21 protein-coding genes and 1 pseudogene are annotated in these 25,558 nt (G+C 66.7%); 8 read left to right on the top strand and 14 right to left on the bottom strand.

The genetic code is table 11. From position 1 onward, the window contains the following. Positions 1 to 160: 160 nt before the first annotated feature. The gene (locus tag DIE02_RS29325; protein ID WP_124486595.1) at positions 161 to 1,129 is read left to right on the top strand and encodes an ion channel; all 969 of its coding nucleotides are present in this window, start codon (positions 161 to 163) and stop codon (positions 1,127 to 1,129) included. Positions 1,130 to 1,203: 74 nt separating this feature from the next. On the opposite strand, the gene DIE02_RS29320 is transcribed toward DIE02_RS29325, so the two are convergent. Then, positions 1,204 to 1,818 (bottom strand): glutathione S-transferase family protein, encoded by a 615-nt coding sequence (locus DIE02_RS29320; protein ID WP_044846169.1) that lies wholly within the window; start codon positions 1,816 to 1,818, stop codon positions 1,204 to 1,206. A 465-nt stretch (positions 1,819 to 2,283) separates the two neighbouring features. On the opposite strand from DIE02_RS29320, the gene DIE02_RS29315 reads away from it, so the two are divergent. Both DIE02_RS29315 and DIE02_RS29305 read left to right on the top strand, forming a co-directional pair. Beyond that, the gene (locus tag DIE02_RS29315; RefSeq protein WP_124486594.1) at positions 2,284 to 2,841 is read left to right on the top strand and encodes a sugar O-acetyltransferase; all 558 of its coding nucleotides are present in this window, start codon (positions 2,284 to 2,286) and stop codon (positions 2,839 to 2,841) included. A 2,041-nt stretch (positions 2,842 to 4,882) separates the two neighbouring features. Further along, the gene (locus DIE02_RS29305) at positions 4,883 to 8,455 is read left to right on the top strand and encodes an indolepyruvate ferredoxin oxidoreductase family protein (protein ID WP_124486592.1); all 3,573 of its coding nucleotides are present in this window, start codon (positions 4,883 to 4,885) and stop codon (positions 8,453 to 8,455) included. 88 nt (positions 8,456 to 8,543) lie between these two features. Here the strand turns inward: DIE02_RS29305 and DIE02_RS29300 are convergent, their stop codons facing one another. Next, the gene (locus DIE02_RS29300) at positions 8,544 to 10,211 is read right to left on the bottom strand and encodes a Na+/H+ antiporter (RefSeq protein ID WP_124486591.1); all 1,668 of its coding nucleotides are present in this window, start codon (positions 10,209 to 10,211) and stop codon (positions 8,544 to 8,546) included. A 291-nt stretch (positions 10,212 to 10,502) separates the two neighbouring features. On the opposite strand from DIE02_RS29300, the gene DIE02_RS29295 reads away from it, so the two are divergent. Both DIE02_RS29295 and DIE02_RS29290 read left to right on the top strand, forming a co-directional pair. Then, positions 10,503 to 11,789: an EAL domain-containing protein gene (locus tag DIE02_RS29295; RefSeq protein WP_044846173.1), complete on the top strand. Its 1,287-nt coding sequence runs from the start codon at positions 10,503 to 10,505 to the stop codon at positions 11,787 to 11,789. Between the two features lie 76 nt (positions 11,790 to 11,865). Then, a complete protein-coding gene (locus DIE02_RS29290) occupies positions 11,866 to 12,591 on the top strand; it encodes a copper homeostasis protein CutC (RefSeq protein WP_124486590.1) in 726 nt (241 codons plus the stop codon). A gap of 187 nt (positions 12,592 to 12,778) precedes the next feature. Here DIE02_RS29290 and bioB read toward each other — a convergent pair whose 3' ends face one another. From bioB to DIE02_RS36185, 6 genes are all read right to left on the bottom strand, one after another. Further along, the gene (gene bioB / locus DIE02_RS29285; protein ID WP_124486589.1) at positions 12,779 to 13,798 is read right to left on the bottom strand and encodes a biotin synthase BioB; all 1,020 of its coding nucleotides are present in this window, start codon (positions 13,796 to 13,798) and stop codon (positions 12,779 to 12,781) included. Positions 13,799 to 13,834: 36 nt separating this feature from the next. After that, entirely contained in the window at positions 13,835 to 14,554 is a 720-nt protein-coding gene (gene bioD / locus DIE02_RS29280; RefSeq protein ID WP_124486588.1) for a dethiobiotin synthase, read from the bottom strand. Further along, positions 14,551 to 15,762 carry an 8-amino-7-oxononanoate synthase gene (gene bioF, locus DIE02_RS29275; RefSeq protein ID WP_124486587.1) on the bottom strand — a complete coding sequence of 404 codons (1,212 nt, stop codon included), beginning with the start codon at positions 15,760 to 15,762 and terminating at the stop codon, positions 14,551 to 14,553. Before bioF ends, bioD begins: the two co-directional genes overlap by 4 nt. Continuing rightward, positions 15,759 to 17,105: an adenosylmethionine--8-amino-7-oxononanoate transaminase gene (bioA, locus tag DIE02_RS29270; protein ID WP_124486586.1), complete on the bottom strand. Its 1,347-nt coding sequence runs from the start codon at positions 17,103 to 17,105 to the stop codon at positions 15,759 to 15,761. The genes bioF and bioA overlap by 4 nt, the downstream gene beginning before the upstream one ends. A gap of 499 nt (positions 17,106 to 17,604) precedes the next feature. Next, positions 17,605 to 17,793, bottom strand: coding sequence for a hypothetical protein (locus DIE02_RS36190; RefSeq protein WP_260427277.1), 189 nt, complete (start codon positions 17,791 to 17,793; stop codon positions 17,605 to 17,607). Then, positions 17,780 to 17,983: a transposase family protein gene (locus DIE02_RS36185; protein ID WP_260427275.1), complete on the bottom strand. Its 204-nt coding sequence runs from the start codon at positions 17,981 to 17,983 to the stop codon at positions 17,780 to 17,782. The genes DIE02_RS36190 and DIE02_RS36185 overlap by 14 nt, the downstream gene beginning before the upstream one ends. 381 nt (positions 17,984 to 18,364) lie before the next feature. Between DIE02_RS36185 and DIE02_RS29250 the strand changes: the two genes are divergently transcribed. The 3 genes from DIE02_RS29250 to DIE02_RS29240 are packed head-to-tail and all read left to right on the top strand — an operon-like array spanning position 18,365 to position 20,283. Beyond that, entirely contained in the window at positions 18,365 to 18,892 is a 528-nt protein-coding gene (locus DIE02_RS29250; protein WP_124486582.1) for a PAAR domain-containing protein, read from the top strand. A gap of 3 nt (positions 18,893 to 18,895) precedes the next feature. Continuing rightward, positions 18,896 to 19,657, top strand: coding sequence for a hypothetical protein (locus DIE02_RS29245; protein ID WP_124486581.1), 762 nt, complete (start codon positions 18,896 to 18,898; stop codon positions 19,655 to 19,657). Then, positions 19,657 to 20,283, top strand: coding sequence for a hypothetical protein (locus DIE02_RS29240; protein WP_124486580.1), 627 nt, complete (start codon positions 19,657 to 19,659; stop codon positions 20,281 to 20,283). The genes DIE02_RS29245 and DIE02_RS29240 overlap by 1 nt, the downstream gene beginning before the upstream one ends. Before the next feature lie 77 nt (positions 20,284 to 20,360). Here the strand turns inward: DIE02_RS29240 and DIE02_RS36500 are convergent. The 6 genes and pseudogenes from DIE02_RS36500 to aceK form a co-directional block, all read right to left on the bottom strand. Beyond that, a pseudogene (locus DIE02_RS36500) lies at positions 20,361 to 20,689 on the bottom strand (integrase); the annotation flags it as partial. A gap of 319 nt (positions 20,690 to 21,008) precedes the next feature. Then, positions 21,009 to 22,283 (bottom strand): dienelactone hydrolase family protein, encoded by a 1,275-nt coding sequence (locus DIE02_RS29230; protein WP_124486579.1) that lies wholly within the window; start codon positions 22,281 to 22,283, stop codon positions 21,009 to 21,011. A gap of 107 nt (positions 22,284 to 22,390) precedes the next feature. Then, complete coding sequence (locus tag DIE02_RS29225) at positions 22,391 to 22,828, bottom strand: YchJ family protein (RefSeq protein ID WP_044846180.1); 438 nt, start codon at positions 22,826 to 22,828, stop codon at positions 22,391 to 22,393. 39 nt (positions 22,829 to 22,867) lie between these two features. Then, positions 22,868 to 23,545 (bottom strand): SDR family oxidoreductase, encoded by a 678-nt coding sequence (locus tag DIE02_RS29220; RefSeq protein WP_044846181.1) that lies wholly within the window; start codon positions 23,543 to 23,545, stop codon positions 22,868 to 22,870. A 243-nt stretch (positions 23,546 to 23,788) separates the two neighbouring features. Next, on the bottom strand, positions 23,789 to 24,556 hold the full coding sequence (gene can / locus DIE02_RS29215) for a carbonate dehydratase (protein ID WP_124486578.1): 768 nt from the start codon (positions 24,554 to 24,556) through the stop codon (positions 23,789 to 23,791). 62 nt (positions 24,557 to 24,618) lie between these two features. After that, a partial coding sequence (gene aceK, locus DIE02_RS29210) for a bifunctional isocitrate dehydrogenase kinase/phosphatase (protein ID WP_124530057.1) occupies positions 24,619 to 25,558 on the bottom strand: 940 nt, incomplete at its 5' end.

Genomic DNA, 25,558 nt, shown 5'->3' with positions numbered 1-25,558 from the left:
GCCGCGCCGCGAGCACGCCGAACGACCGCGAAGCCGGCCGCCCATGCGGCCGGCTTTTTTTCGCGCCGCACGCGCAAGGCCCGCTCCGCATCGCTGCGCATTCCCGGCCGCCGCCCGCGCGTGCTACGCTCATCGCCTCCTTGCTCCAGGCCCTTGCGCGATGAACGTCGATTCGTCCTCCCCAGCCTCCCGCGGCCGCGGCCGCAAGATCTGGTCGGGCACCCGCCCCGTGATCGCGTACGGGATGCCGCCGCTCGGCTGGCGCGACCTCTATCACCGCGCGCTGACGGTGAGCTGGCCCGTATTCTTCCTGTCGCTCGCGGTGCTGTTCCTGCTGCTCAACGGCGGCTTCGCGACGCTCTACCTGCTCGGCCACGCGCCGATCGCGAACCAGTCGCCGGCCGGGTTCGCCGGCGCGTTCTTCTTCAGCGTCGAGACACTCGCGACGGTCGGTTATGGCGACATGCATCCGCAGACCGTCTACGCGCACGTCGTCTCGACCTTCGAGATCTTCATCGGGATGTCGGGCATCGCGCTCGCGACCGGCCTCGTGTTCGCGCGCTTCTCGCGGCCGCAGGCGAAGATCCTGTTCGCACGTTACGCGATCGTGCGGCCGCTGAACGGGCGGATGACGCTGATGGTGCGCGCCGCGAATGCGCGCCAGAACGTGATCGCCGAAGCGCAGGCGAAACTGCGGCTGATGCGCGTCGAAGGCACGCACGAGGGTTATATGCTGCGCAAGATCCACGACTTGCCGCTCGTGCGCAACGAGCATCCGATCTTCCTGCTCGGCTGGAACCTGATGCACGTGATCGACGAAACGAGCCCGCTGTTCGGCGAGACGGCCGAGTCGCTCGCCGCGCGCGACGCGTCGCTGCTGATCACGATCGAGGGCTCCGACGAGACGACCGCGCAAGTCATGCAGGCGCGCTACTCATGGACGCATGCGGAGATCCGCTGGCGTCACCGCTATGTCGACCTGATGCACGACGAAGGCGGCATCACGCACATCGACTACACGCATTTTCACGAAGTCGTGCCGGTCGACACCGATACGGACGAGCGCGGCTCGCCGGGCGTGGTGGTCGAGGCCGGCACGGCCGCGCAGACGCCCGGGCCGGCTGCATGACGGCCGTGAACGGCGCGAACGGGCGCCGGCCTTCGGGCGCGGTCGCCGCGACGGAAGGCCGTGCCGTTCACGCGTCACGCATGCAGCAGGCGCGCCGCTTCGCGCTGTTCGACCGCGACCGCGCGGCGATGGCCGTCGCGATCCTCGGCGCGCGCGACGTAGTCGCCGAGCACGCCTTCGTGCGGCAGCAGGTGCGCGTCGAACGCGATCTTCAGCGTGCTGGCGAGCAGCAGGTCGGCCGCGGTGAAGTGATCGCCGACGAGCCAGCGGCTGTGGGCGAGCGTTTGCGCGAGCGCACGCTGCACGCGCGTGATGTTGCCCCAGCCGAAGGCGACCGGATTGCCCGACGCGCCGGTGAATTTCTCGGCCATCGCCGGCTCGAGGCAGGTGGGCGTGAAGAACATCCACTGCAGGAAGCGGCCGCGCAGCGGATCGTCCGGTGCAATGCCGAGCCCGGCGCCCGGGCAGCGATCGGCGAGATAGAGCAGCACGGCGCCGGATTCGGCGAACGGTTCGCTGCCGTCGTCGAGCGCGGGCAGCTTGGCCATCGGATTGACCTGGACGAACGCGTCGCTGCCCTGTTCGTGCGATCGCAAGTCGATCGGCACGAGCTCGTAGACGGCGCCGATTTCCTCCAGCATCCACAGCGCCCGGAATGCCCGGGTCTTCGGCCAATAGTAGAGCTTCATCGCGCCTCCGCGTATGGGTGTGCGTGTCGGGTCGGTGGATGCTCAAGCGTACCCGAGCGGGAGAGGTTCGGACAGGGGCGGACGGCGAGAATGGCGGAGCCTGGCGCGGGCGCGTGTCGTACGTGTCCGGGCGGATGCGGGCGGGTAGGGAATTTCCCGCAAAGCCTGGTATGGCGGAAGTTCATGAATTAACTAGTCATGAAACAACTAGTTTGAGATTGACGTATGCGTGCTCGGCTGCAGCGGTCACGACCGTGCTGTTCCGCTGGCTTTGCAGCAGCGTCGGCGGCTGCCCGCACGAGTCCGGTCGATGGCCGTCGGCGGGGCGCGAAACGAGGAAACCGGGCGACCCTGCGCGGGTCGACCGACTGACTGAATTCAAGGCGATGCGATCGTATTCGACGAGTCAGGCGCTGCGTGATGCGCGGCGTTGCCGGTTCGATCGCGCACGGAGAACGGCAACGAATGGCGAACGACGATCGCACCACGATCATTCCCCGGCGCACGCCGGAATCGGCCGCGATGCGCGCCGAGCTCGGGCGGACGATGGCGATCACCGCGCGGCTCAACCGTCTGACGTTCGACGATGCGCACGACGTCCGGACATTGTTCGGAGAACTGATCGGAAGGGCGATGGACGACGGTTTTCTGCTGATCCCGCCGTTTTATGCGACGGGCGGCGCCGATACGCGGATCGGCCGCAACGTGTTCATCAACCAGAACTGCACGTTCTATGACCTCGGCGGCCTCGACATCGGCGACGACGTGATGATCGGGCCGAACGTCAGTCTCATCACGTCGGGCCATCCGGTCGAGCCGTCCCGCCGGCGCGACGCCGTCGTCGCCCGGCCGATCGTGATCGGGAGCAACGTGTGGATCGGCGCGGGTGCGACGATCATCGGCGGCGTGACGGTCGGCGAGAACTCGGTTGTCGGCGCGGGTGCCGTCGTGACGCGCGACGTTCCGCCGAATACGCTGGTTGGCGGAAACCCGGCGCGGATCATCCGTTCGATTGCCGAATGACCGCGCTTGCGGGCGCCGTCCGCTTCGGCGCGGATGTGGACAACCGGGTTTCCGCCCACTCGAAATGCTGTGGATTCGAACGGTGAGCGTGCGTCCGGAGGCCGAATTTGCGGGGCTTTCCGGCATCCGGCGCCGATCGCGGGCAGGTGCGTGAACCGACGTTGCCGCAGCGCCCGCGATGAATTTTTTCGCCGCGTCGGTTGTGGATATCCCGGCCTCGAAACCACTCGGCAGACTGTGCATTTCACCGGTGAGTGCGACCGGATGCGACCGGATGCGGCCGGATGCGCGATGCAGGGTGTGGACAACCGGGAATCGCGACGAAGAAAAATGCTGTGCCTTTGACCGGTGAGCGCCGCCGACCGATCGCGCGTGAGACTTGCCTGGTGCGGATTTCCGGGCGTCGCGCGAAATCCGGAGCGCCGCGCATTCTAACGGCGAGTGCGGATCGGCGATAGAGCCGCGCACGCATCGCGGTGTGGATATCCTGCCGTGGAATTCACTCGAAGCGCTGTGTATTTCAATGGTGAGCGTCGGTACCCGGACAGGCCAGGTGTCGCCTTGCGTGCCCGTTCCCGATCTTCGACGCGGCTTCGGGGTCGCGCATTCTAACCGCACGCGCGATCGCGCGTGCCATTCGCGTGCTTGCCGCGATGTGGATATCCGATCGCCGAAAGCAGTCGACGTGCTGTGTCTTTCGGTGGAGAGGGCGCGCGCGTGCTGCTCTGCCGCGTCGGTGCGACTGCGGATGCGTGGGCCTCGGCGTGGTTGCAGGTGCTGCCGGTCACGCCTGAATCGGCGCTTTCGTGCGATACCGTGCCGTCGCTCACCGTCGAATTTCACAGTGTTCCGAGTGGTCGCGGATCGAGCTGTCCACACCCGAATCGGCACCCTCGTTCGACTGCCGTGCCGTCGCTCACCGTTGCAAGTCACAGCGTCTCGAGTGGTCGCGGATCGAACTATCCACACCTGAATCGGCACCCTCGTTCAATCGCCGTGCAGTCACTCACCGTTGCAAATCACGGCGTTTGGCGTTGTCGTGTGGCGGGCTGTTCGCATCCGGATCGGCGCTCGCGTTTGATCGGGTGCCGGCGCTCACCGTCGAAATGCACAGCGTTTCGAGTCGTCGCGGGTTGGGCTGTCCACACCCGGATCGGCATCCTTGTTCGATTGCGTGCCGATGCTCATCATCGAAATTCACTGGAATTTCAGCGCCTGGTGTGGGCGATATCCAAACCCGTGCCGGCACCTCGTCCGGCGACGCGACTGCATGCGCCGACGAACGCCAAGGCCGTGCGGGCGCTTGCGGAGGCGGGCCCATCCACACTGAAGCGCGCTGTCCCGCGTCGCCCGGACGCTCCGAAACGTCGCGAGGGCGGACGGCGGTGTGGATATCGCGCTGCCGAATCGACTCGCAAACCTGTGCATCCCACAGGTGAGGACGAACGCCGCGTCGTCGGCGCAGGAATCCGACGGTGTGGATATCTTCCGCCAACATCGACTCGCCGCGCTGTGAATTTCGACGGTGAGCGTCGGCATCCGCTCGAACCGCGGACCGATCGAGGTGTGGACATCCGGCCTCCGGCGCGACTCGAAACCCTGTGCAACCGAATGGTGAGCGCGCGGGCCAGCCCGAAACGCAGCCCCGGCATTGTGGACATCCCGCACCCGCGATCAATCCGAACGCTGTGCATTCGATGGGTGAGGGCTCGCCCGTTCCGCCCCCCGAGCCCTTGCCGCACGGCCTGCGAGCGCCCGCCGCCGCGCCCGCGGCCCGCCTCCCGCGCATTCCGGCCTTTTCGAGGCAACCCGCCTGCCCACCCCGACACGCCCCGAACAGCCGCCCGCCACCCCGCGCGAAAAATCTCTCGATTTCCGACCGAAACCTGCGCAGTTTTTCTCGCTCCGGCGTCATCCAAGCAAGATGAGAAAAAACTTTCTCGTCTCCCCGCGAAAAAATAGAGCCATCCAGCCGCAGCCCCGGCCGGCGTCGCCCGACGCCCCGTGCGCGGCCCAGAACACACAATCAGGAGACATCCCCATGACCGCCCGCCTGCCCGTCGACGGCACGCCCGCTCTATCCGACTACCGCCTGACCGACAACCTGACCGCCACGCGCGGCCGGATCTTCCTGACCGGCACGCAGGCGCTGGTCCGCCTGCTGCTGATGCAGCGCGCAGCCGATACCGCGCAGGGCCTGAACACGGCCGGCTTCGTCAGCGGCTACCGCGGCTCGCCGCTCGGGATGGTCGACCAGCAGCTGTGGAAGGCGAAGAAACTGCTCGACGGCAGCGGCGTGCGCTTCCTGCCCGCGATCAACGAGGAACTCGGCGGCACCGCCGTGCTCGGCACGCAGCGCGTCGAGGCGGACCCGGAGCGCACCGTCGATGGCGTGTACGCGATGTGGTACGGCAAGGGCCCCGGCGTCGACCGCGCCGGCGACGCGCTGAAGCACGGCAACGCATACGGTTCGTCGCCGCACGGCGGCGTGCTGGTGGTGGCCGGCGACGACCATGGCTGCGTGTCGTCGTCGATGCCGCACCAGAGCGACTTCGCGATGATCGCGTGGCACATGCCGGTCGTGAACCCGTCGAACATCGCCGACATGCTGGAGTTCGGCCTGTACGGCTGGGCGCTGTCGCGCTACTCGGGCGCATGGGTCGGCTTCAAGGCGATCTCGGAAACCGTCGAGTCGGGCTCGACCGTCGATCTCGACGCGCTGCAGACGCAATGGCCGGCGCCGGCGGGCTTCACACCGCCGGCGGGCGGCCTGCACAACCGCTGGCCCGACCTGCCGAGCCTCACGATCGAAGCGCGCCTCGCCGCGAAGCTCGACGCGGTGCGCCACTTCGCGCGCACCAACAGCATCGACAAATGGATCGCGCCGAGCGCGCACGCGAACGTCGGCATCGTCACGTGCGGCAAGGCGCACCTCGACCTGATGGAGGCGCTGCGCCGGCTCGACCTCACCGTCGCCGACCTGGAAGCGGCCGGCGTGCGGATCTACAAGGTCGGCCTGTCGTATCCGCTCGAAATGACACGGATCGAAACCTTCGTCGACGGCCTGTCGGAAGTGCTCGTCATCGAAGAGAAGGGCCCGGTGATCGAGCAGCAGATCAAGGACTACCTGTACAACCGCGCGGACGGTGCGCGCCCGCGCGTGCTCGGCAAGCACGACGCCGAAGGCGCGTGCCTGCTGTCCGAGCTCGGCGAGCTGCGCCCGTCGCGGATCCTGCCGGTGTTCGCCACCTGGCTCGCGCGGCACAAGCCGGCGCTCGACCGGCGCGAGCGCGTCGTCGATCTCGTCGCGCCGCAGATCCTGTCGAACGAGGCGGACGCGGTGAAGCGCACGCCGTACTTCTGCTCGGGCTGCCCGCACAACACGTCGACGAAGGTGCCGGAAGGCTCGATCGCGCAGGCCGGCATCGGCTGCCACTTCATGGCGTCGTGGATGGAGCGCGACACGACGGGCCTGATCCAGATGGGCGGCGAGGGCGTCGACTGGGCCGCGCACGCGATGTTCACCAACACGAAGCACGTGTTCCAGAACCTCGGCGACGGCACCTACTTCCATTCGGGCATTCTCGCGATCCGCCAGGCGGTCGCCGCGAAAGCGAACATCACGTACAAGATCCTCTACAACGACGCGGTCGCGATGACGGGCGGCCAGCCGGTCGACGGCAGCATCTCGGTGCCGCAGATCGCGCGGCAGGTCGAGGCGGAAGGCGTGTCGCGCTTCGTCGTGGTGTCCGACGAACCGGAGAAGTACGACGGTCATCACGGGCTGTTCCCGAAGGGCACGACGTTCCATCACCGCAGCGAACTCGACGCGGTGCAGCGCGAGCTGCGCGAGACGCCGGGCGTCACCGTGCTGATCTACGACCAGACCTGCGCGGCCGAGAAGCGCCGCCGCCGCAAGAAGGGCGAATTCCCCGACCCGGACAAGCGGCTGTTCATCAACGACGCGGTATGCGAAGGCTGCGGCGACTGCGGCGTGCAGTCGAACTGCCTGTCGGTCGAACCGCTCGAGACGCCGCTCGGCCGCAAGCGCCGCATCGACCAGTCGTCGTGCAACAAGGACTACTCGTGCGTGAACGGCTTCTGCCCGAGCTTCGTGACGGTCGAAGGCGCGGCGCTGAAGAAGGCCGCGGGCGCGGCGTTCGACGAAGCCGCGCTCGCCGTGCGCGTCGACGCGCTGCCGGTGCCCGCGACCCATCTCGACGCGGCGCCGTACGACATGCTGGTCACGGGCGTGGGCGGCACGGGCGTCGTGACGGTCGGCGCGCTGATCAGCATGGCCGCGCACCTCGAAGGCAAGAGCGCGTCGGTGCTCGACTTCATGGGCTTCGCGCAGAAGGGCGGCTCGGTGCTGTCGTTCGTGCGGATCGCGTCGAGCGACCGGTGGCTGAACCAGGTGCGCATCGACACGCAGCAGGCCGACGTGCTGCTCGCGTGCGACATGGTCGTCGGCGCGAGCGCCGAGGCGCTGCAGACGGTGCGCCACGAGCGCACGCGGATCGTGGTCAACACGCACCGGATTCCGAACGCGTCGTTCGTGCAGAACCCCGACGCGAACCTGCACGCGGATGCGCTGCTCGAAAAAATGCATCACGCGGCCGGCGACGGCTACCTGTCGAGCTGCGACGCGCAGGCGCTCGCCGCGAAATTCCTCGGCGACTCGATCGGCGCGAACATCCTGATGCTCGGCTACGCGTGGCAGCTTGACCTCGTGCCGGTGTCGCTCGCCGCGATGATGCGCGCGATCGAGCTGAACAACGTCGCGGTGCCGATGAACAAGCTCGCGTTCGCGATCGGCCGGATGGCGGCCGGCGACGCGGCGGGCCTCGACGCATTGTGGAACGCGCGTCACGCGGTGGCCGTGCACGCCGCGCCGGAGACGCTCGCCGAGCTGATCGCCGATCGCGAGGCGCGCCTCGACGCCTACGGCGGCGTGCGTTACGTCGAGCGCTACCGCGCACTGGTGAACGCGGCGCGCGCGAAGGGCGACGATGCGCTGACGCGTGCGGTCGCGACGACGTTCTACCGGCTGCTCGCGGTGAAGGACGAATACGAGGTTGCCCGGCTGTATGCGGACGGCGCGTTCCGCACGGCGCTCGAAGCGCAGTTCGAAGGCGTGCCGGGGCAGGACTATCGCGTGAAGTTCAATCTGGCGCCGCCGACGGTCGCGAAGGCCGGCCGCGACGGCAGCGTGCCGAAGAAGCGCGTGTTCGGCCAGTGGATGTGGCCGGTGCTCGGCACGCTCGCGCGCGTGCGCAGTCTGCGCGGCACGTGGCTCGATCCGTTCGGCCGCACGGCCGAGCGCAGGATGGAGCGCGCGCTCGCGGACGACTACGAAACCACGCTCACGCGCGCGCTCGCCGCGGTGACCGCCGGCAATGCGGCGCAGGTCGCGCAACTGGCCGATCTGCATGCCCGCGTGCGCGGCTTCGGTCACGTGAAGGTGCGCAACCTCGCGGGCGTGAAGCGTGCGGAGCGCGAGCTCGCGCTGCAGGTCGGCATCGACGCGGCGACGAGTGCGGCAGTGCAGCACGCGCTCGACGAGATGAAGGGCGCGGGAATGCTGAAGGGGATTCCGGTCGTCGTCGCGAAGTAACGCCGCGGCGGGCGGATGTGAAAACGGCGACGCTCGTGCGTCGCCGTTTTTTTTGAGCGGCCGTGCAATCGCACCGCGGCGCAGCCGCTCAGACGAGTCCTTTCTTGCGCGTCGACAGTGCCGTTTCCGACAGGTCGATCTCGCGGATCAGCTTCGTCAGCGTCTCGTCGGAAATCCTGCTTTCGCTGCGCATCCGGTACAGCACCGAACGTTCCGCGCGCACCGCCGCGATCCGCATCTGCAGTTCCATCGTCTCCGCCTGCTTGGCTTGCGCGCGCGGGGTCGGGCCGTCGTCGGCGAGCGCGGCGAGGCGGCGGCGGTACTGGTCCATCACGCGCGCCGAGATGTCCGCGCAGCGCGCGGCGCCCGATTCGTCGAGATCGGCCGAGATCGCGTCGTGCGACGAGTCGATCGCGCGGATCGCGGCCTGCGCGGCGGCCGCGCGCGCGGTGCGCTCCTCGTCGGCGAGCGGGTTGCGCGTCGAGCGCACGCCGCGCAGCAGCAGCGGCAGGCCGATCACCGCGACGATCAGCGAACCGAGAATCACCGCCGATGCGACGAAGATCGCGGTGTCGCGCCCGGGCAGCGGCGCGCCGTCAGACAGCGCGACGGGGATCGACAGCACGCCCGCGAGCGTGACCGCGCCGCGCACGCCGCCGACCGTCATCACCGCGATCGTGCGCACGCCGGCCATCGTGCCCGCGAGGCCGTGGCGCGCGGCGCGGCGGCTCGCGATCCAGCGCAGCAGCCAGACCCACAGGAAGCGGATCGCATACAGCGCGATCATCATCGCGCACACGTTGAAGATCATCCGGCCGACGAGCGCGTCGCTCGTGTGGTGCGCGTCGACGAGCGCGCGGCCGATGATGTGCGGCAACTGCAGCCCGAGCATGATGAACACCATGCCGTTGAACACGAACTCGATCATCGCCCACGTGCTTTCGGCCCGCACGCGAGACGCGACGGTGCTTTTGCGGGAGAAGCTCGTGTAGTTCATCATCATCCCCGCCGACACGGCCGCGAGCACGCCCGACAGGTCGAGATGCTCGGCGAACAGATAGGCGGCGAACGGCACGAGCAGCGTCATCACGATGCCGGGGGCCGGATCGCCTTCCTGCTCGGCATTCAGGAAGCGCGTCGACAGCGCGCTGAACCCCCACGACACGAGCGCGCCCGTCGCGAGCCCGCCGGCGGCGACGATCACGAACGTGATCGACGCATCGCGCAGCGAGAACATGCCGGTGAGCGCGGCCGCGACCGCGAACTTCAGCGCGACCAAGCCCGACGCGTCGTTCATCAGCGCCTCGCCTTCCAGGATGTGCATCAGTTGCGGCGGGATCCGTCCCTTGCCGGCGATGCCCGACAGCGCGACCGCGTCGGTGGGCGACAGCACGGCCGCGAGCGCGAACGCGATCGGCAGCGGCAACTCGGGTATCAGCCAGTGCGCGAAGTAGCCGACTGCGAGTACCGTCATGAACACGAGCCCGAACGCGAGCATCAGGATAGCGCGGCGCTGCAGGTACAGCTCGCGTTTCGGAATCCGCCAGCCGTCCGCGAACAGCAGCGGCGGAATGAACAGCAGCATGAAGATTTCGGGATCGAACGTGACGTGCAGGTTCAGCTTCGGCCACGCGAGCATCGCGCCGAACGCGATCTGCATCAGCGGCAGCGGAAGCTGCAACGGCAGGATGCGTGTGACCGCGCCGGACAGCGCGACGGTCAGCAGCAGGATCAGGACTGTGAAGACGATTTCCATCGAGACGGCGATTGCGGAGAATGAAACGACCGTACGGAGTTTAGCGTGACGACGCGGCGGGTGCGTTCGAGTGCGCCGGTGCGCATGCACGTGAACGGTGCATCCGGCCTGCGTCATGCTGGTGCGGCGGCGCCGCACGCAGGCGCGGCGCGCGTGTTCGGCCCTTGCACGGACCTTGCTTGATGCTTGCCTACCGTCCGGCACCGGCCGGACAACCGAGGATTCCACCATGACATTGCGCGCGCCGTCTCAACCAACCGCCGCGTTCGGCTGCATCACCAGGAGGGCGCCATGACGATCGCGCAACAGGAGCGTCCGGCCACCGCATCGCCGTATCGTTTCGAGCGGGAGATGAGCTCCGGCCTCGAGCGCCTGGCGACGCAGCATCACGACCTGTCGCTCACGACCGTGTTCCAGCCGATCTTCAGCCTGTCGCACCAGCGCGCGGTGGGCTACGAGGCGCTGCTGCGCGCGCATGATGCGCTCGACCGCGCGGTGTCGCCGCTCGACGTGTTCGGCGAGGCCGCGCGCCAGGGCGAGTTGCTGCAGCTCGACCGGCTCGCGCAGGCGCTGCATCTCGAGAACTTCGCACTGCTCGGCGCCGAGCGCGAGTGGCTGTTCCTCAACGTGCATCCGGGCGTGCTGACCGACCCGTTCCAGGCCGCCGCGCTGTTCGCGAACCTGAAGCGGATCGGCATGCCGCCGCGCCGCGTCGTGCTCGAAGTGCTCGAACAGCGCGCGGAAGACGTCGAGCGGCTCGCCGAGGCCGTGCGCGAATTCCGCGCGCAGGGTTTCCTGATCGCGCTCGACGATTTCGGCGCCGGTCACTCGAACCTCGAGCGGATCTGGCAGCTGAACCCGGACATCGTGAAGCTCGACCGGATCATGCTGTCCCACGCGGCGCACCGCACGGGGCTCACCGCGATCCTGCACGGGCTCGTCACGCTGCTGCACGAGGCCGGCAAGCTGGTGCTCGTCGAGGGGATCGAGACCGAGCACGACGCGCAGATCGCGCTGTCGTGCGAGGCCGATTTCGTGCAGGGCTATTTCTTCGGCCGCCCGGCCCCCGGGCTACCTGACAGCGCGGCCGCGACCGGTTGCATCGGCGAGCTGACCGAGCGCTTTCGCCAGCAGACCGAAGCGCGCGAGCGGCGCGACGCGCAGCGGCTCGCGCCGTACCTGCGCGCGTTCGAGCGCGCGGCCGAGCGGGTGGCGGCCGGCGAGCCGCTCGACGAGGTGTGCTGGAACTTCCTCGCGCTCGACGATGCCGCGCGCTGCTTCCTGCTCGACGCGCGCGGCCGGCAGGCCGGCCGCAACGTCGTGCTGCGCGCGGACCGCGCGCTCGCCGAGGCGCGCTTCTCGCCGCTGTCGGATGCGCAGGGTGCGAACTGGCTGCGCCGGCCGTATTTCCGCACGGCGATCGCCGAGCCCGGACGCGTGCAGGTGACGCGCCCGTACCTGTCGATCAACGAGGCGCAGCCGTGCGTGACGCTGTCGGTGGCGGTGCGCATCGGCGATGCGCAGCACGTGCTGTGCGGCGATATCGACTGGATCGACGAGGAAGCGGGCGGCGCATAGCGACGGCGTCGCGCTGGCGCGGTTCATGCCGCTCGGCTAGGATGCGCGAATTGTCCTGACGATTCGCGAGCCGCCGATGAACCGCACCGCCGCCTCCTCCGTTCTCCTCGAAGTGATCGCCACCACCGTCGGCGACGCGAAGGCCGCTGCCCGCGCGGGCGCCGACCGGCTCGAACTCGTGACCGCGATCAGTGAAGGCGGGCTCACGCCGAGCGTCGGCCTGATCGAGGCCGTCGTGGCCGCCGTGGCGATCCCGGTGAACGTGATCGTGCGCCCGCACAGCCGCGCGTTCGTCTACGACGCCGACGACCTGCGCGTGATCGAGCGCGACGTGCGCGCGGCCGTCGCGGCTGGTGCGAACGGCGTCGTGTTCGGCGCGCTCGATGCGCGCGGCGACGTCGATCTCGATGCGCTCCAGCGCATCGCGGCGGCCGCGGACGGGCGCGACGTGACGTTCCATCGCGCGTTCGACGTGTCGCGCGACCTCAATGCCGCGTTCGACGCGCTGCTGCGCGTGCCGGCCGTCACGTCGGTGCTGACCTCGGGCGGCCATCCGTCGGTGCTCGACGCGGTCGCGACGATCACGCGGCTGGTGCGCCAGGCGGCAGGCACGACCTGCACGGTGCTGGCCGGCTCGGGCCTCACGATCGACGCGGTCGGCGATTTCGTTCGCGCGACCGGCGTGCGCGCGGTGCACTTCGGCTCGGGCGTGCGGCCGCGCGGCGAGGTGCTGGCGCCGGTCGACGAACAGCGCGTCGCGCGCGTGCGCGCGGCGCTCGACGGCGCGGCCGCACACGTGTGACGCGCAGGCGGAAGTCGCGCCGACGCGCACGCTGACGATCGGGCTCGACGCTTCGATCCGGCGCGCGGGCAAGACCGCGATGCGCGACGCGCAGGCCGGCCCGGCGCAGACGATCGGACGAAAAAAAACCGGGGCACGCCCCGGTTTTCTCGTCTGCAACCTTCGCAGAACGACGCGAGGCCGGCGCTTACGCGTTCTCCGCCAGCGCGTCGGCCTGGCTCGCGCGGATGCCGAGGCGCTCGAACAGCGCGCGGTCGCGCTGCGTCTGCGGGTTGCTCGTGGTCAGCAGCTGGTCGCCGTAGAACATCGAGTTCGCGCCCGCGAGGAAGCACATCGCCTGCATCGCGTCGTCGAGCTGCTCGCGGCCGGCCGACAGCCGCACGACGGCCTTCGGCATCGTGATGCGCGCGACCGCGATCGTGCGCACGAACTCGAACGGGTCGAGCGGTGCGGTGCCTTCGAGCGGCGTGCCCTCGATCGCGACGAGGTTGTTGATCGGCACCGACTCCGGATACGGGTTCAGGTTCGCGAGCTGCGAGATCAGGCCCGCGCGTTCGCGGCGCGATTCGCCCATCCCGATGATGCCGCCGCAGCACACGTTGATGCCCGCGTCGCGCACGCGGTCGAGCGTGTCGAGACGATCCTGGTAGGTGCGCGTCGAGATCACCTGGCCGTAGAACTCCGGCGACGTGTCGAGATTGTGGTTGTAGTAATCGAGGCCCGCGTCGGCGAGTTCCCTGGCTTGCTCGTCCTCCAGCATGCCGAGCGTCATGCAGGTCTCGAGGCCCAGTTCCTTCACGCCGCGCACCATCTCGGTCAGCGCCGGCATGTGGCGCTCCTTCGGATTGCGCCATGCGGCGCCCATGCAGAAGCGGCTCGCGCCGTTCGCCTTGGCCGCGCGTGCGGCGTCGAGCACCGCGTCGACGTCCATCAGCTTCTCGGCCTTCAGGCCCGTCTCGTGGTGCGACGACTGCGAGCAGTAGCCGCAATCCTCCTCGCAACCGCCCGTCTTGATCGACAGCAGCGTCGACAGCTGCACCGCGTTCGCGTCGAAGTGCTCGCGATGCACCTGCTGCGCGCGGAACATCAGGTCGTTGAACGGCAGCTCGAACAGCGCGACGACGTCGGCGACGCGCCAGCGCTGCGACGTCGGGGCGGCCACGGGGATCGCGTCGGGTTGCACGGCGGCGGTCTGGGCTTGGGTCATGGTGGTTTTCCTGTCGTGAATGCGGGGATCGGGGCGTCAATGCTGCGCGCGGCGCAGCGTGTCGACGAGCGCGGCGATGTCGAGCATCGCCGCGGCGGATTCGGGGGCGGCCGGCGCCAAGTGCGCGATGCGGCCAAGCAGCGGCGCGCGATGTTCGCGCGCGAGCCAGTCGCGGATCGTCGCGACGTTCTCGTCGGCGTACGGCATGGCCGGGTCGACGTGGTTCGCGACCCAGCCGGCGAGCGTGAGGCCGCGCTGGCGAATCGCGTCGGCCGTCAGCAGCGCGTGGCTGATGCAGCCGAGCCGCATGCCGACCACGAGCACGACCGGCAGGCCGAGCGCGACCGCGAGATCGGCCGTGTCCTGCGTGTCGTTCAGCGGCACGCGGAAGCCGCCGACGCCTTCGACGACGACGACGTCCGCGCGCGTCAGCGCCTCGCGGTGGCTCGCGACGATCGTGTCGAGGTCGATCGTCACGCCTTCCTGCGCGGCGACGATGTGCGGGGCGGCCGGCGCCTTCAGCAGGAACGGCGTGCGCAGCTCGGGCGGCAGCACGACGTTCGCGGCCGCGTCGAGCTGGTCGGCGTCCTCGTTGCGCCAGACGCCGTCGCGTTCAACCGCACCGGCGGCCACGGGCTTCAGCGCGGCCGCGCGCAGGCCGTGACGTGCGAAGCCGTGCAGCATCGCGGCCGACACGAAGGTCTTGCCGATCTCGGTGTCGGTGCCGGTGACGAAAACGGAAAGCGGTGCGTTCATGCGGTTTGCTCGCTGGCTTCGATGAGTGCGGTTTCCAGCCGCGCGAGATCGTCGAACGAATGCGCGGCCGACAGCGAGATGCGCAGGCGCGACGTGCCGGCGGGCACCGTCGGCGGCCGGATCGCGGGCACCCACAGGCCGTGCGCGTCGAGCGAGCGCATCGCCGCGAGCGTCGCGTCGTTGCTGCCGATCACGAGCGGCTGCACGGCCGTGTGCGAGTCGACCGGCTGCCAGCGTGTCATGCGCAGCAGCGCGCGCGTGCGCTCGATCAGCGCGGCGAGGTGCGCGCGTCGCGCATCGCCTTCGTCGCCGGCGATCACCTTCAGGCTTGCCGATACCGCATGCGCGACCGCGGGCGGCGCCGCCGTCGTGAAGATGTAGCTGCGCGCGCGCTGGATCATCCATTCGATCACGGTCTCGTGCGCGATGACGAACGCGCCCGCGACGCCGGCGGCCTTGCCGAGCGTGCCGACGTACACGAGGTTCGGCGAGCGCAGCGCGGCGGCCGCGAGCGCGCCGCGGCCCTGCGGGCCCAGCACGCCGAAGCCGTGCGCGTCGTCGACGACGAGCCACGCGCCGTGGCGTTCGGCCAGCGCGACGAGTTCGGCGAGCGGCGCGACGTCGCCGTCCATGCTGAACACCGTATCGCTGACGATCAGCTTCGTTTCGGCCTCCGACGCATCGAGCAGCGCGGCGAGCGCCGCCATGTCCGCATGCGGATAGACCTGCACGGTCGCGCGCGACAGCCGGATCCCGTCGATCAGCGACGCGTGGTTCAGCGCGTCGGAGAAGATCGTCGCGTGTTTGCCGGTGAGGGCCGTCATCGCGGCGAGGTTCGCCATGTAGCCGGTGCTGAAGTACAGCGCGCGCGGCGCATCGGAGAAGCCGCCCGCGAAGCCGGCGAGTTCGTCCTCGAGCGTCGCGTGCGCGCGCGAATGGCCGCCGAGCAGATGCGAGCCGCCGCTCCCGGAGCCGTAGCGCCGCGCGCCTTCCGCGAACGCGGCGACGAGCGCCGGATGCGCGGCGAGGCCGAGATAGTCGTTGCTCGCGAAGCCGACGATGTCGCGGCCGTCGACGCGCATGTGTGTGTCGCACGCGGTGTCGGCGGTGCGGCGCACGCGGCGCAGGCCCTGCGCATCGAGTTCGGCGAGGCCGCGCTGCAGCGTGTCGAGCAGCGGCGTGGTCGTTTTCGGTGACGGCTGTTTCATCGCGCCGCCTCCGCGAGTGTCGCGTCGAGCGTGTCGCGCGTGCGTTGTGCGAGCCACGCGATGTCGTCGTCGCTCATCACGTACGGCGGCATCAGGTACACGGTCGTGCCGATCGGGCGTAGCAGCAGTTCGCGTTCGAGCGCGCGCTCGAAGAAGCGTCGCGAGAAGCCGCGTGCCGCGTCGCCGTCGAGCGCGACGTCGAAGGCGAACAGCGTGCCGCGCTCGCGCAGGTGACGCACCTGCGGGTGCGCGTCGAGCGGCGCGAGCGCGGCGCGCATCGCGGCCGACTTGCGCGCGTTGCTCGTGAGCACGTCGTCGCGCGCGAACAGGTCGAGCGTCGCGACCGCCGCGCGGCATGCGAGCGGGTTGCCGGTGTACGAATGCGAATGCAGGAAGCCGCGCGTGGTGTCGTCGTCGTAGAACGCGGCGAACACGTCGTCGCGCGTCAGCACGAGCGACAGCGGCAGGTAGCCGCCGCTGATGCCCTTCGACAGGCACATGAAATCGGGCCAGACGCCGGCCTGTTCGCACGCGAAGAAGGTGCCGGTGCGGCCGCAGCCGACCGCGATCTCGTCGGCGATCAGGTGCACGCCGAATTCGTCGCACAGCGCGCGCAGCCCGCGCACGTATGACGGATCGTGCATCGCCATGCCGGCCGCGCATTGCACGAGCGGCTCGACGATCAGCGCGGCGATTCGGTCGGCGCGTTCGGCGAACAGGCGCCGCACGTCGTCGAGCGCGCGGCCCGCGACGTCGGCGGCGGTCTCGCCCGGCAGCGCGCCGCGCGCATCGGGCGACGCGACCACGTGTGCATGGCGGATCAGCGGGTCGTACGCATCCTTGAACAGCGCGACGTCGGTCACGCCGAGCGCGCCGATCGTCTCGCCGTGATAGCTGTTCGCGACGCAGACGAATTCCTGCTTGTTCGCGCGGCCGCGGTTGCGCCACGCGTGGAAGCTCATCTTCAGCGCGATCTCGACGGCCGACGCGCCGTCCGACGCGAAGAACGCATGGCCGAGCGTGCGCGCGGTGAGCGCGTGCAGCCGTTCGGCGAGTTCGATCGCGGGCTCGTGCGTGCAGCCGGCGAGCATCGCGTGCTCGAGCGTGTCGAGCTGGTCCTTCAGCGCCGCGTTGATGTCCGGGTTCGCATGGCCGAACAGGTTCACCCACCACGAGCTGATCGCGTCGAAGTAGCGGCGGCCGTCGCGGTCGTACAGCCACAGGCCCGCGCCGCGCGCGACGGGAATGAGCGGCAGGCGCTCGTGGTGCTTCATCTGGGTGCAGGGATGCCAGACCGCGCGCAGGCTGCGCGCGACCCAGTCATCGGTGGCTGGCGTACTCAAGGCGACTCCGGGGAGTAAAGCGGCGGCGGGTATCGAACGGAATACCGCGCGGCGACAGACGGAAAACGCGCTGAGATTAGCGTGTTCCGCCGTCCGTTGCACTACCGGTTACAAACACCGCAAAGCCTTGTCGGGCGGGAGTTCGGCGCAGATCCGGGGTGCTCGGGGCGGTACGCGCCAGATGCCCCGAAATGACCGCAGATGACGACGTTCGAGTGACACCCCCGACAGAAAAAAATCGCGGGATGGGGTGCGGCCGGGTGATGAAATATGGGGAATGATGGTGGTGCGGTGTTGGCGGCGACAACGGGGCGATCTTGCTTCGCGCAGGCTCCGATCGACGGGGCGGCGCAACGCTGGACGACTGGACGAAATCGAGCTGGCAGGTTCAGGGCAATGCTTTGCGAAGTGCCGCGTCGGCCACGTGGTCGATGTGACGGAACGCCGGCGCAATCTTGTCGATTTCCTTGTCAGGCAAATTACCTGACAACTGGCTGGCTCATGCCGATACCAGATGGGAGCCACGCTGATTCGTGCCGCGCGAGCCGCGTACGCTCTTGTCGTCGATCGCCACGACCTCGTCGGCCAGCGCCGGGCAGAGCCCTCGCATCCAACGCACGAAACTGGCTTCGAACTCGAGTGGATCAAGCGCCGCGAATACGCGGCCGAACGTGTCACGCGAGGGAATACCCCGTTTCCAGGGGCAAGTATCGACGCAACCAGTCGAGCTTCGATTCGCCCCAGATCCGGATCGCGACCCAGCTATCCGCTCCCGACAGAATCGCGCACAGCGCAACCGTCAGGATCTCGCGCAGATCATGCGGCGACGGCCGACTGCGCGGATCCGTCAAGCTGCCGAATGCTTCCTCGATGCTCAACACTTCCTGCTGAAAATCCGACTCTCGCACGGGTTTCCCTCACGGAAAATCCATGACTACAGCCGGATTCGGACACGCTCACAAGCAATCTGAAGCCCTTGTTAACCATTTACACAATTCGTGCGATTGCCCTGGTGCTCGAAACAGACCTCTGTACTTTTCGAACCTGTCCCATATACAAGGGAACGGCAGATACCTAGGCTTGCTTGCGAAGGCATCCATGTACGTCCACGGGCGTCCATATCTCTGCTGAGAGCCTGCTGCCAGCCCTGCCTTGGTGGCAGTAATCCAGTTACCTTCCGTGGCGCCACGGCTTTCTACTCAATCAACTCATGACCTGACAGGTATAGCGCAGATTTCCAATCAGAAGGAGAGATAGCAATGGGGACACGTATGAATCTATTTGGTAACGCGCAGATTGTTGTTGGGGATATGACCTCTCACGGTGGCATCGTAGTTTCGGGCAGTCCAACCAACTCATGGCACGGCCGGCCGATTGTGCGTAAAGGGGATACGGTAACGTGCCCCAAATGCTCGCCGCATATTTTCAAGGTGGCCGAAGGACTGGAGCATTGCACCGACACGGATGGGGAACTACCAATGGCCGCGGAAGGACACAGAACAACCTGCGGTGCTGTACTCATTGCACAAGCAGCGCCCGCCAGTTTGGTATCCGCGCATGCCGCATACGTCAACGGCCTCCGCTTCGATGAGCAGTTCATCTTGCATGACTTGGACGGAAACCCGATTCCAGAAATGCCTTACAAAATAACAACAGTGGATGGAGTGACTATTCGCGGAGTTACTGATAAGGATGGGCGTACAGACCGAGTAATGAGCGGTGAAGCGCAGGTGCTTACGATTGAGCCAGATACCGAACGGCTATTCAAAAATAACAAAGAGGCTTGAGCCATGACTGATCTTTCATGGTCGGGGAGCGCAGCAACAAATATGACTCGGGGAAGCACACGGGAAGTGTCGGCTGATGTCATTCGATACGTCAACAAGGTTGACGCTGACAGCGGATGGTTACTAGTTGGGATGGATGACGTTCCTCGCAGCGAATGGAAATCGCTTTTCAAATATTGCAAGGTCATGCTGATCGGAAGCAAAGATGGGCGGACCTATTTCAAGATCCTTGAGGGCGAGTCCAAGGGGCGGATCGCGTTCCTGTCGGGAGCCAATGTTAGTGAATATCTTGGCAAGACAGCCCCTAAACAGAAGCCAATTGAACTGGTTATGACCTATGGGCGCTTTGATGCTAGATGGTACTCGAAATCCAGAAAGGAGAATATGCAGCAACAATTGGCAGATGGGATTCTCGATGGGATTCACTTTGAGGCTGCAATGAACACGAGTTGGGGTGGTGATTTCCATCCCATTCCACCTGGAAACTACACGATCTTGTTGCCTGATTTTGCGCACAGAAGGGATTATACAAATCAATACAAGGCTGAATATCAGGGCCTATCTCACCATCAGGTATGGTTCCCGATTGCGCATGGAAATAATAGCAGATACGTCCATGTGGGTAATGTGTCGGAAGGTTGTGTTACCGTTGTGAATATAAAAAAGTGGGCGTCAATTCACGAGGCACTTGTTAGTCATCGCGGCCCTGATGGAAAAAGCGTCGGCACACTTATTGTTAAAGGTAAGCCTGAAAGGGCGAGATAATGAGTAAAAATAAATTTTTTCTTTTATTCTCTCTTGTTATTTTTATGCTCATGTCCCCATATGTCTATGCGTTCGGGTCGAATTCTGATGGAGGCATCATAACTGAATGGGAGGTATTTAAGGCGACGGTTGAAAATTACAAGAAAAATATAGGGGTCAAGGAGAATGTCAAAAATGCAGCCCTGGCCGAGAAAAGGGGGAGGCTTTTTTTTAATGAGGGACGTTATGATCAAGCGTACTTTCATGGTTATGGTGACGCGATAGCTTGGATTCCGAGACCCGAATATTTTTTTATAATTGGTGACTTGAAGTTGAGAATGAAGCTGTCGCTTCATAGTGACTCTCCTCATGCGACGCCAGAGCGCAAGGCATGCTGGGATAAATACTTGTTCGCGGTGGATGTAAATAGAAATTTAGAGTCTTCTTTTGAAATGGGTTTTGGGTTGGTGGGGGAATTGAATTTATCTGATACCAGAAAATCAAAAATCTACAAGCAGGCCATGGCTAATGCTTCTTGCTTCGCACGCTTGACGAGCAAGTATTCGGAGGGAGTAGGCTCGCAGTGCGTGCCGATCGAGGAAGTAAAAAAATGTCTTGGAAGTCCGCTCCTGTTTCTATACAACTAGGACAGAAGTGTGTCATTGCTGCGGCGAAGGCAGTGGCGTTTCCACTCGTAGATTTCTACACGTCGTAACTTGCCTCCTCATCTTCCCAGATACACTGCCGTGATCTGCGTCCTCTCGTGCCCCGACTCGCGGCTGATCGCCTGCCGCGCCTGCGCATCCAAGGCGCGCTGCGCAAGCGTCAGTGACCGCGCCGAAGGCCGCCCGCAGCCGGCGTCTTCCAGTCCGTCAACGCTTCGTAACGATCCTGCGCGTAACGATGCCGCAGGCCGTGCATGTTGCTCAGGCCGGCCGCCTTGCACTGCCCATCGTAGGTATAGCGCTGCTGGATATAGCTCTTGTGCGTCCGGATCAACGATCCCGCGCTGGACGTAGCCTTTGGATGGGCGCCGCCGAGACCACTGCCTTGCACGAAGATGGCCGCCTCGTTCTGCTGAACGCGTCGCGAGATGCGCACACGGGCGAGTGCTTCTCCAACTCGTGCGGCTTCCGCGAGGACAGTTGGGCTGGCTGCCGCAGCTTGATTGACCTTCATGTTCGTAAAATCGATCGTTAGATCGATTGTGATCGAAATAACGATCATCACGGACTACGCTGGCGCGAATTCAAGTCGATTGCTCGTAAAAGCGAGCATTACGTCTCGTGTGCTCGATTTGACGAGCAGGCGGTAGAGCGCCGCGACGACCGTGAATGGAGGGGGCGCAAAGTGGGAGGAGCGAAGCCGCGCGTCAGCGCGAAGCCAGTGCGCGCGTATCGGTATCGCGGGTGTGATCGTCGCCGCCGTCGGCCGTCTGCGTCGCGTTGTCGTTCCACACGACGCGATCGTTGACCGCATACAGCCGGCACGCGCCCGCGCCCTGCTTCGAGCAGTTGTCGAGCGCGAGCGCCATCGGATCGTCGCCGCCTTCGGCCCACGACCATGCGCCTTCAGCCGACACCGCGAACGCACGGCTCGGATGCTGGCTCAGGAAGCGGCGATAGCCTTCGCGGCCGGCTGCGTCGAGGAACGGCACCGCCTCGACCGCGTCGATCGACGCATAGCCGGTCGCATTCGGCTCGTGCGGGTTCGCGACCGCATAGCGCACCGAGGTCGGCAGGTTCAGTTCCGCGAGGAACGCATGCACGGCCGGCCACCACACGGGCACGCCGTCGCGATCGACGATCAGCCGGTGCGCGTCGTCCTTGTAGCGGCCGAAATCGATGAACTGCGCCTGCGTGCCGTGCGACACGTAGGCGTCGTGCATCTGCGCGACGAGCGCGGGCGTCCACACCGAATCGTTGTCGCCGTACAGCCACAGCGACCGCACGGCCGTATGCGCGCCGTACTGGTCGAACGCGTCGACGAGATTGCGCTGCCAGCCGTCGCAGAGGTCCTGGCGCAGCCCGCCGGAGAAGTTGATGATGCCGCGCACGCCGGGCGCCGCCTCGGTACCGTATGCGACCGACACGAGGCCGCCGTGCGACGTGCCCGCGACGACGATGCGCGACGCATCGATGTACGACTGACGCGACATGTAGCGGACCGTCGCGTCGACGTCGGCGGCCTGCACGAGGCCGTTCTTGCCGACGTTGCAGCCTTCCTGCTGGTACGCGCCGCCCGAACCGGCGAAGCCCTGGCGGTTCGGCGCGATCACCGCATAGCCGCGGCGCACGAATTCACGCGCGAACGCGAGCGGCCGGCTGCGCGGCTGCTGGTGAAGATCGCCGGTGTTCTTGCCGTGGTTGAAGACGACGAGCGGGAACGGGCCGGGGCCGTTCGGCTTGAACAGCGTGGCCTCGAGCATCACGGCGCCCGAAGCATCGGCCGGAATGCTGACGATTTGTTCGTTGAGGTTCGCGGCGACCTGCGGGAGGCCCGAATCGCCGTAATCGAAGCGCTCGGCGTGGGCGAGCGAGCCGCTGGCCGTGGCCGCGCCAGATTGCGCGTTCGGCGCCGTACCGGCCTGAGCGGCCGACAGCGCGCAGGCCGCCATCCATCCCACCAATACCTTGCTGAACGCCATTCGTAAGCCCTGCCATGCAACATGACCAATCTGACGGCCATCCTAGCCCGACAAATTCAGGTTGTGCAATGCGGGAATTACCCGGCGTCTGACATGGCAACTATTTGTCAGCGTTCGCTTACTTCGCCGTCGACATAGCGCCAGAAACCGTGCTCGTCGCGTGTGAAACGACTTGTCTCGTGGAGCCTGTACGCACGCCCGCCGACCTTGTAGCGGGCCACGAATTCGACCTCCGCGTGCTGTTCGTCGAGCCGGGCATGGCGTTTGACGGCGAGGCCGAGCCAGCGAGGCGCGTCGGGCGCATTCGGGTCCGCATCGAGATCGGCCGGGCAGGTGCGCGCGTCCCAGGTCGCGCGCAGATAGTCGGTCGCGCCGAGCACGTACGCGCTGTACCGCGAGCGCATCAATTCGAGGGCGGTCGGCGCGGCTTCGCCGCCGTCGATGAAGCGGCCGCAACAGGCCGCATAGCGCGGCGCCGGGGCTTTGCCGGCAGGGACGGGGGACGCGCCGCCGCACGGGCACGCGTCAGGTCGGTTCAAAATCATGCGATTCGGGAATTAACGACGCCGGGTTGTCATGCCGGCTCACCAGCTGAGCTCGACGCCGTCGTACTGGAAGAAACGGCCGTTGGCCTGCGACACGTCCGCGCCGGCTTCCGCGATCACGCGGCGCATGCCGGTCACGCTGGTCTCCGGATCGATCGCGGCCTGCGCGCCGCCCATGTCGGTGCGCACCCAGCCGGGATGGAGCGAGATGCAGGCGGCGTGGCGCGTCTGCAGCGATGCGATGCGCAGCACGTCGTTCAGCGCGGCCTTGCTCGCGCGGTACAGCCAGCCGGTCGTGCCGGTCGCCTCGGCGATGCTGCCCATCCGGCTCGAGACCACCGCCAGCACGCCGCGCGCGTCCTCGACGAGCGGCAGCAGGATCGGCAGCAGTTGCATCGGCCCGCGCACGTTCGTATGCATCACCGTGTCGAAATCCTCGGCGCCGATCGTTTCGACCCCTTCGGTGCGCGGCCCGTACACGCCCGACACGAGCACCGCCGCGTCGAGCCGTTCGCCGTCGAGCTTCCAGCCGAGCGCCGCGATCTGTTCGGGCTGCGCGATGTCGAGCGCATGCGCGTGCGCGCCGCGTTCGCGCAGTGCGGCAAGCGATGCGTCGTCGCGCGCGGTCGCGATCACGTTCCAGCCGTCGCGCCGGTATTGCCGGACGAATTCGCGTCCGAGGCCGCGCGATGCGCCGACGATCAGTACGGTTTTCATGTTCGCCGCTCCTTTGCATTGCACCGCCGTCGCGGCAGTGCCGGTGTCAGATCAGTTCGACGGCCGTCGCGGCCGCATGACCGCCGTTGCGCCGGCTGGCGTGTGCGCACGGCGCACCCGTCGCGCGACGGGATGCAGGGGGCGCGGCCCCGCCATCATGATGCACCTTCAGCCGGATGGCGCGCGGCGGGGCGCTGGCGTGCCGCGCCCGCGTGGCCGCGCACGTCGGCTACTTCGAGTCGGTTACTTCGCGTCGTCGCACGGCTTCAGCGTGGCGGCGACCGCCTGCGCGACGTCGTCGAGCCGCGCGGCGTCCGCCGCGACCATGTCGTTGTCGGGCGCGTGCTGGCCGCGCGCGGTCAGCGCCGCGACGCAGCGCTTGTAGGTTGCATCCAGCGCGTCGAAGCTCGACACGGCCATCCCGAGGTTGCGCATCCGCCCGTCGTGCACGCCGTACACGAGCCCGTGCACGGTGAGCGACTGGCCGCGCGCCCATGCGTCGTTGACGATCGTCGTGCGGCATACGTTGACGACCTGCTCGATCGAGTTCAGCTCGATCAGGCGGCGATAGCGCGCTTCGCCGACCGGCCATTCGTCCAGCAGCGCGGCGTGGCGTTCGCGCACGTCCTGCACGTGATGCAGCCAGTTGTCCGCGAGGCCGACGCGGCGGTTGTGCAGCGCCGCGTTGACGCCCGAGCAGCCGTAGTGGCCGACGACCATGATGTGCTTCACGCGCAGGATGTCGACCGCGAACTGGATCACCGACAGGCAGTTCAGGTCGCTGTGCACGACGACGTTCGCGATGTTGCGGTGCACGAACACTTCGCCCGGCGGCAGGCCGATGATCTGGTTCGCGGGCACGCGCGAATCCGAGCAGCCGATCCACAGATATTCCGGCGCCTGCTGGTCGGCGAGACGCGCGAAGAAATCGGGATCGTCGGCGAGCTGGCGCTTGACCCAGGCGTCGTTGTTGTCGAACAGGTGTGAAAGCGGATTGTCTTGGGTATTCATCGGTGTGGATTCCGTTGGCGGAAGTCAGGTCGATAACGGGTTTGGTTCGATCGGACGGTGCGTCAGGCGGCGCGCTGCGCGTCGCTTGCGTCGTCACCGGCGTCCGGCGTCGCGTCGAAGCGCTCGGGGTAGCGCACGCTGAAGCGCAGCGACACGTCGTACGGGTAAAAATCGGGCAACTCGCCCTGCAGCAGCCTGTCCTTGCTGGCCTGCCACAGCGCGGGTTCGAAAAAGTCCGCGTGATGCTTCATGAAGACCGTCCGCACGCGCGGGTCGCCGAGCAGGAACGGTCCGTAGGTTTCCGGAAAGATGTCGTGCGGGCCGACGGTATACCACGGTTCGCCGGACAGCTCGTCTTCCTCGTTGCGCGGCGGCGGCACGCGCCGCACGTTGCAGTCGGTCAGGTACTCGATCTCGTCGTAGTCGTAGAACACGACGCGGCCGTGGCGCGTGACGCCGAAGTTCTTGTAAAGCATGTCGCCGGGGAAGATGTTGGCCTTCATCAACTCCTTCACCGCGTTGCCGTACTCCTTCACGCCGTGCTCGACGTCCGCGTCGGTGCCGTTCTGCAGGTACAGGTTGAGCGGCGTCATGCGGCGCTCGATGTACAGGTGCTTGATCACGAGGTTGTCGTCCTCGTATTCGAGCAGCGACGGCACTTCCTTTTCCAGCTCGCGCACGAGCGCATGGTCGAGCCGCGACAGCGGCAGCGCGACGCTCGAATACTCGAGCGTATCGGCCATCCGCCCGAGACGGTCGTGGCGCTTCACGAGCTGGTACTTCTCCATGATCTGCGCGCGCGTCGTTTCCTTCGGCGGCGGGAACTGATCCTTGATGATCTTGAACACGTACGGGAACGACGGCAGCGTGAACACGAGCATCACGAGGCCCTTGATCCCGGGCGCGATGATGAAGCGGTCGCTCGAATGCGACAGGTGGTGCAGCAGGTCGCGGTAGAACAGGTTCTTGCCCTGCTTCTGCAGGCCGACCGACGTGTAGATC

The organism is Burkholderia sp. Bp8991, from assembly GCF_003853795.1.
GTDB lineage: Bacteria > Pseudomonadota > Gammaproteobacteria > Burkholderiales > Burkholderiaceae > Burkholderia.
Note: the sequence above shows the minus strand (reverse complement) of the source record. Positions and strands in the feature narration are given on the sequence as shown.

Excerpts from the sequence above, each read along its gene's own strand:
- DIE02_RS29325 (WP_124486595.1), top strand. The coding sequence starts at position 161 with ATGAACGTCGATTCGTCCTCCCCAGCCTCCCGCGGCCGCGGCCGCAAG.
- DIE02_RS29320 (WP_044846169.1), bottom strand. The coding sequence starts at position 1,818 with ATGAAGCTCTACTATTGGCCGAAGACCCGGGCATTCCGGGCGCTGTGG.
- DIE02_RS29315 (WP_124486594.1), top strand. The coding sequence starts at position 2,284 with ATGGCGAACGACGATCGCACCACGATCATTCCCCGGCGCACGCCGGAA.
- DIE02_RS29305 (WP_124486592.1), top strand. The coding sequence starts at position 4,883 with ATGACCGCCCGCCTGCCCGTCGACGGCACGCCCGCTCTATCCGACTAC.
- DIE02_RS29300 (WP_124486591.1), bottom strand. The coding sequence starts at position 10,211 with ATGGAAATCGTCTTCACAGTCCTGATCCTGCTGCTGACCGTCGCGCTG.
- DIE02_RS29295 (WP_044846173.1), top strand. The coding sequence starts at position 10,503 with ATGACGATCGCGCAACAGGAGCGTCCGGCCACCGCATCGCCGTATCGT.
- DIE02_RS29290 (WP_124486590.1), top strand. The coding sequence starts at position 11,866 with ATGAACCGCACCGCCGCCTCCTCCGTTCTCCTCGAAGTGATCGCCACC.
- bioB (WP_124486589.1), bottom strand. The coding sequence starts at position 13,798 with ATGACCCAAGCCCAGACCGCCGCCGTGCAACCCGACGCGATCCCCGTG.
- bioD (WP_124486588.1), bottom strand. The coding sequence starts at position 14,554 with ATGAACGCACCGCTTTCCGTTTTCGTCACCGGCACCGACACCGAGATC.
- bioF (WP_124486587.1), bottom strand. The coding sequence starts at position 15,762 with ATGAAACAGCCGTCACCGAAAACGACCACGCCGCTGCTCGACACGCTG.
- DIE02_RS29250 (WP_124486582.1), top strand. The coding sequence starts at position 18,365 with ATGGGGACACGTATGAATCTATTTGGTAACGCGCAGATTGTTGTTGGG.
- DIE02_RS29245 (WP_124486581.1), top strand. The coding sequence starts at position 18,896 with ATGACTGATCTTTCATGGTCGGGGAGCGCAGCAACAAATATGACTCGG.
- DIE02_RS29240 (WP_124486580.1), top strand. The coding sequence starts at position 19,657 with ATGAGTAAAAATAAATTTTTTCTTTTATTCTCTCTTGTTATTTTTATG.
- DIE02_RS29230 (WP_124486579.1), bottom strand. The coding sequence starts at position 22,283 with ATGGCGTTCAGCAAGGTATTGGTGGGATGGATGGCGGCCTGCGCGCTG.
- DIE02_RS29225 (WP_044846180.1), bottom strand. The coding sequence starts at position 22,828 with ATGATTTTGAACCGACCTGACGCGTGCCCGTGCGGCGGCGCGTCCCCC.
- DIE02_RS29220 (WP_044846181.1), bottom strand. The coding sequence starts at position 23,545 with ATGAAAACCGTACTGATCGTCGGCGCATCGCGCGGCCTCGGACGCGAA.
- can (WP_124486578.1), bottom strand. The coding sequence starts at position 24,556 with ATGAATACCCAAGACAATCCGCTTTCACACCTGTTCGACAACAACGAC.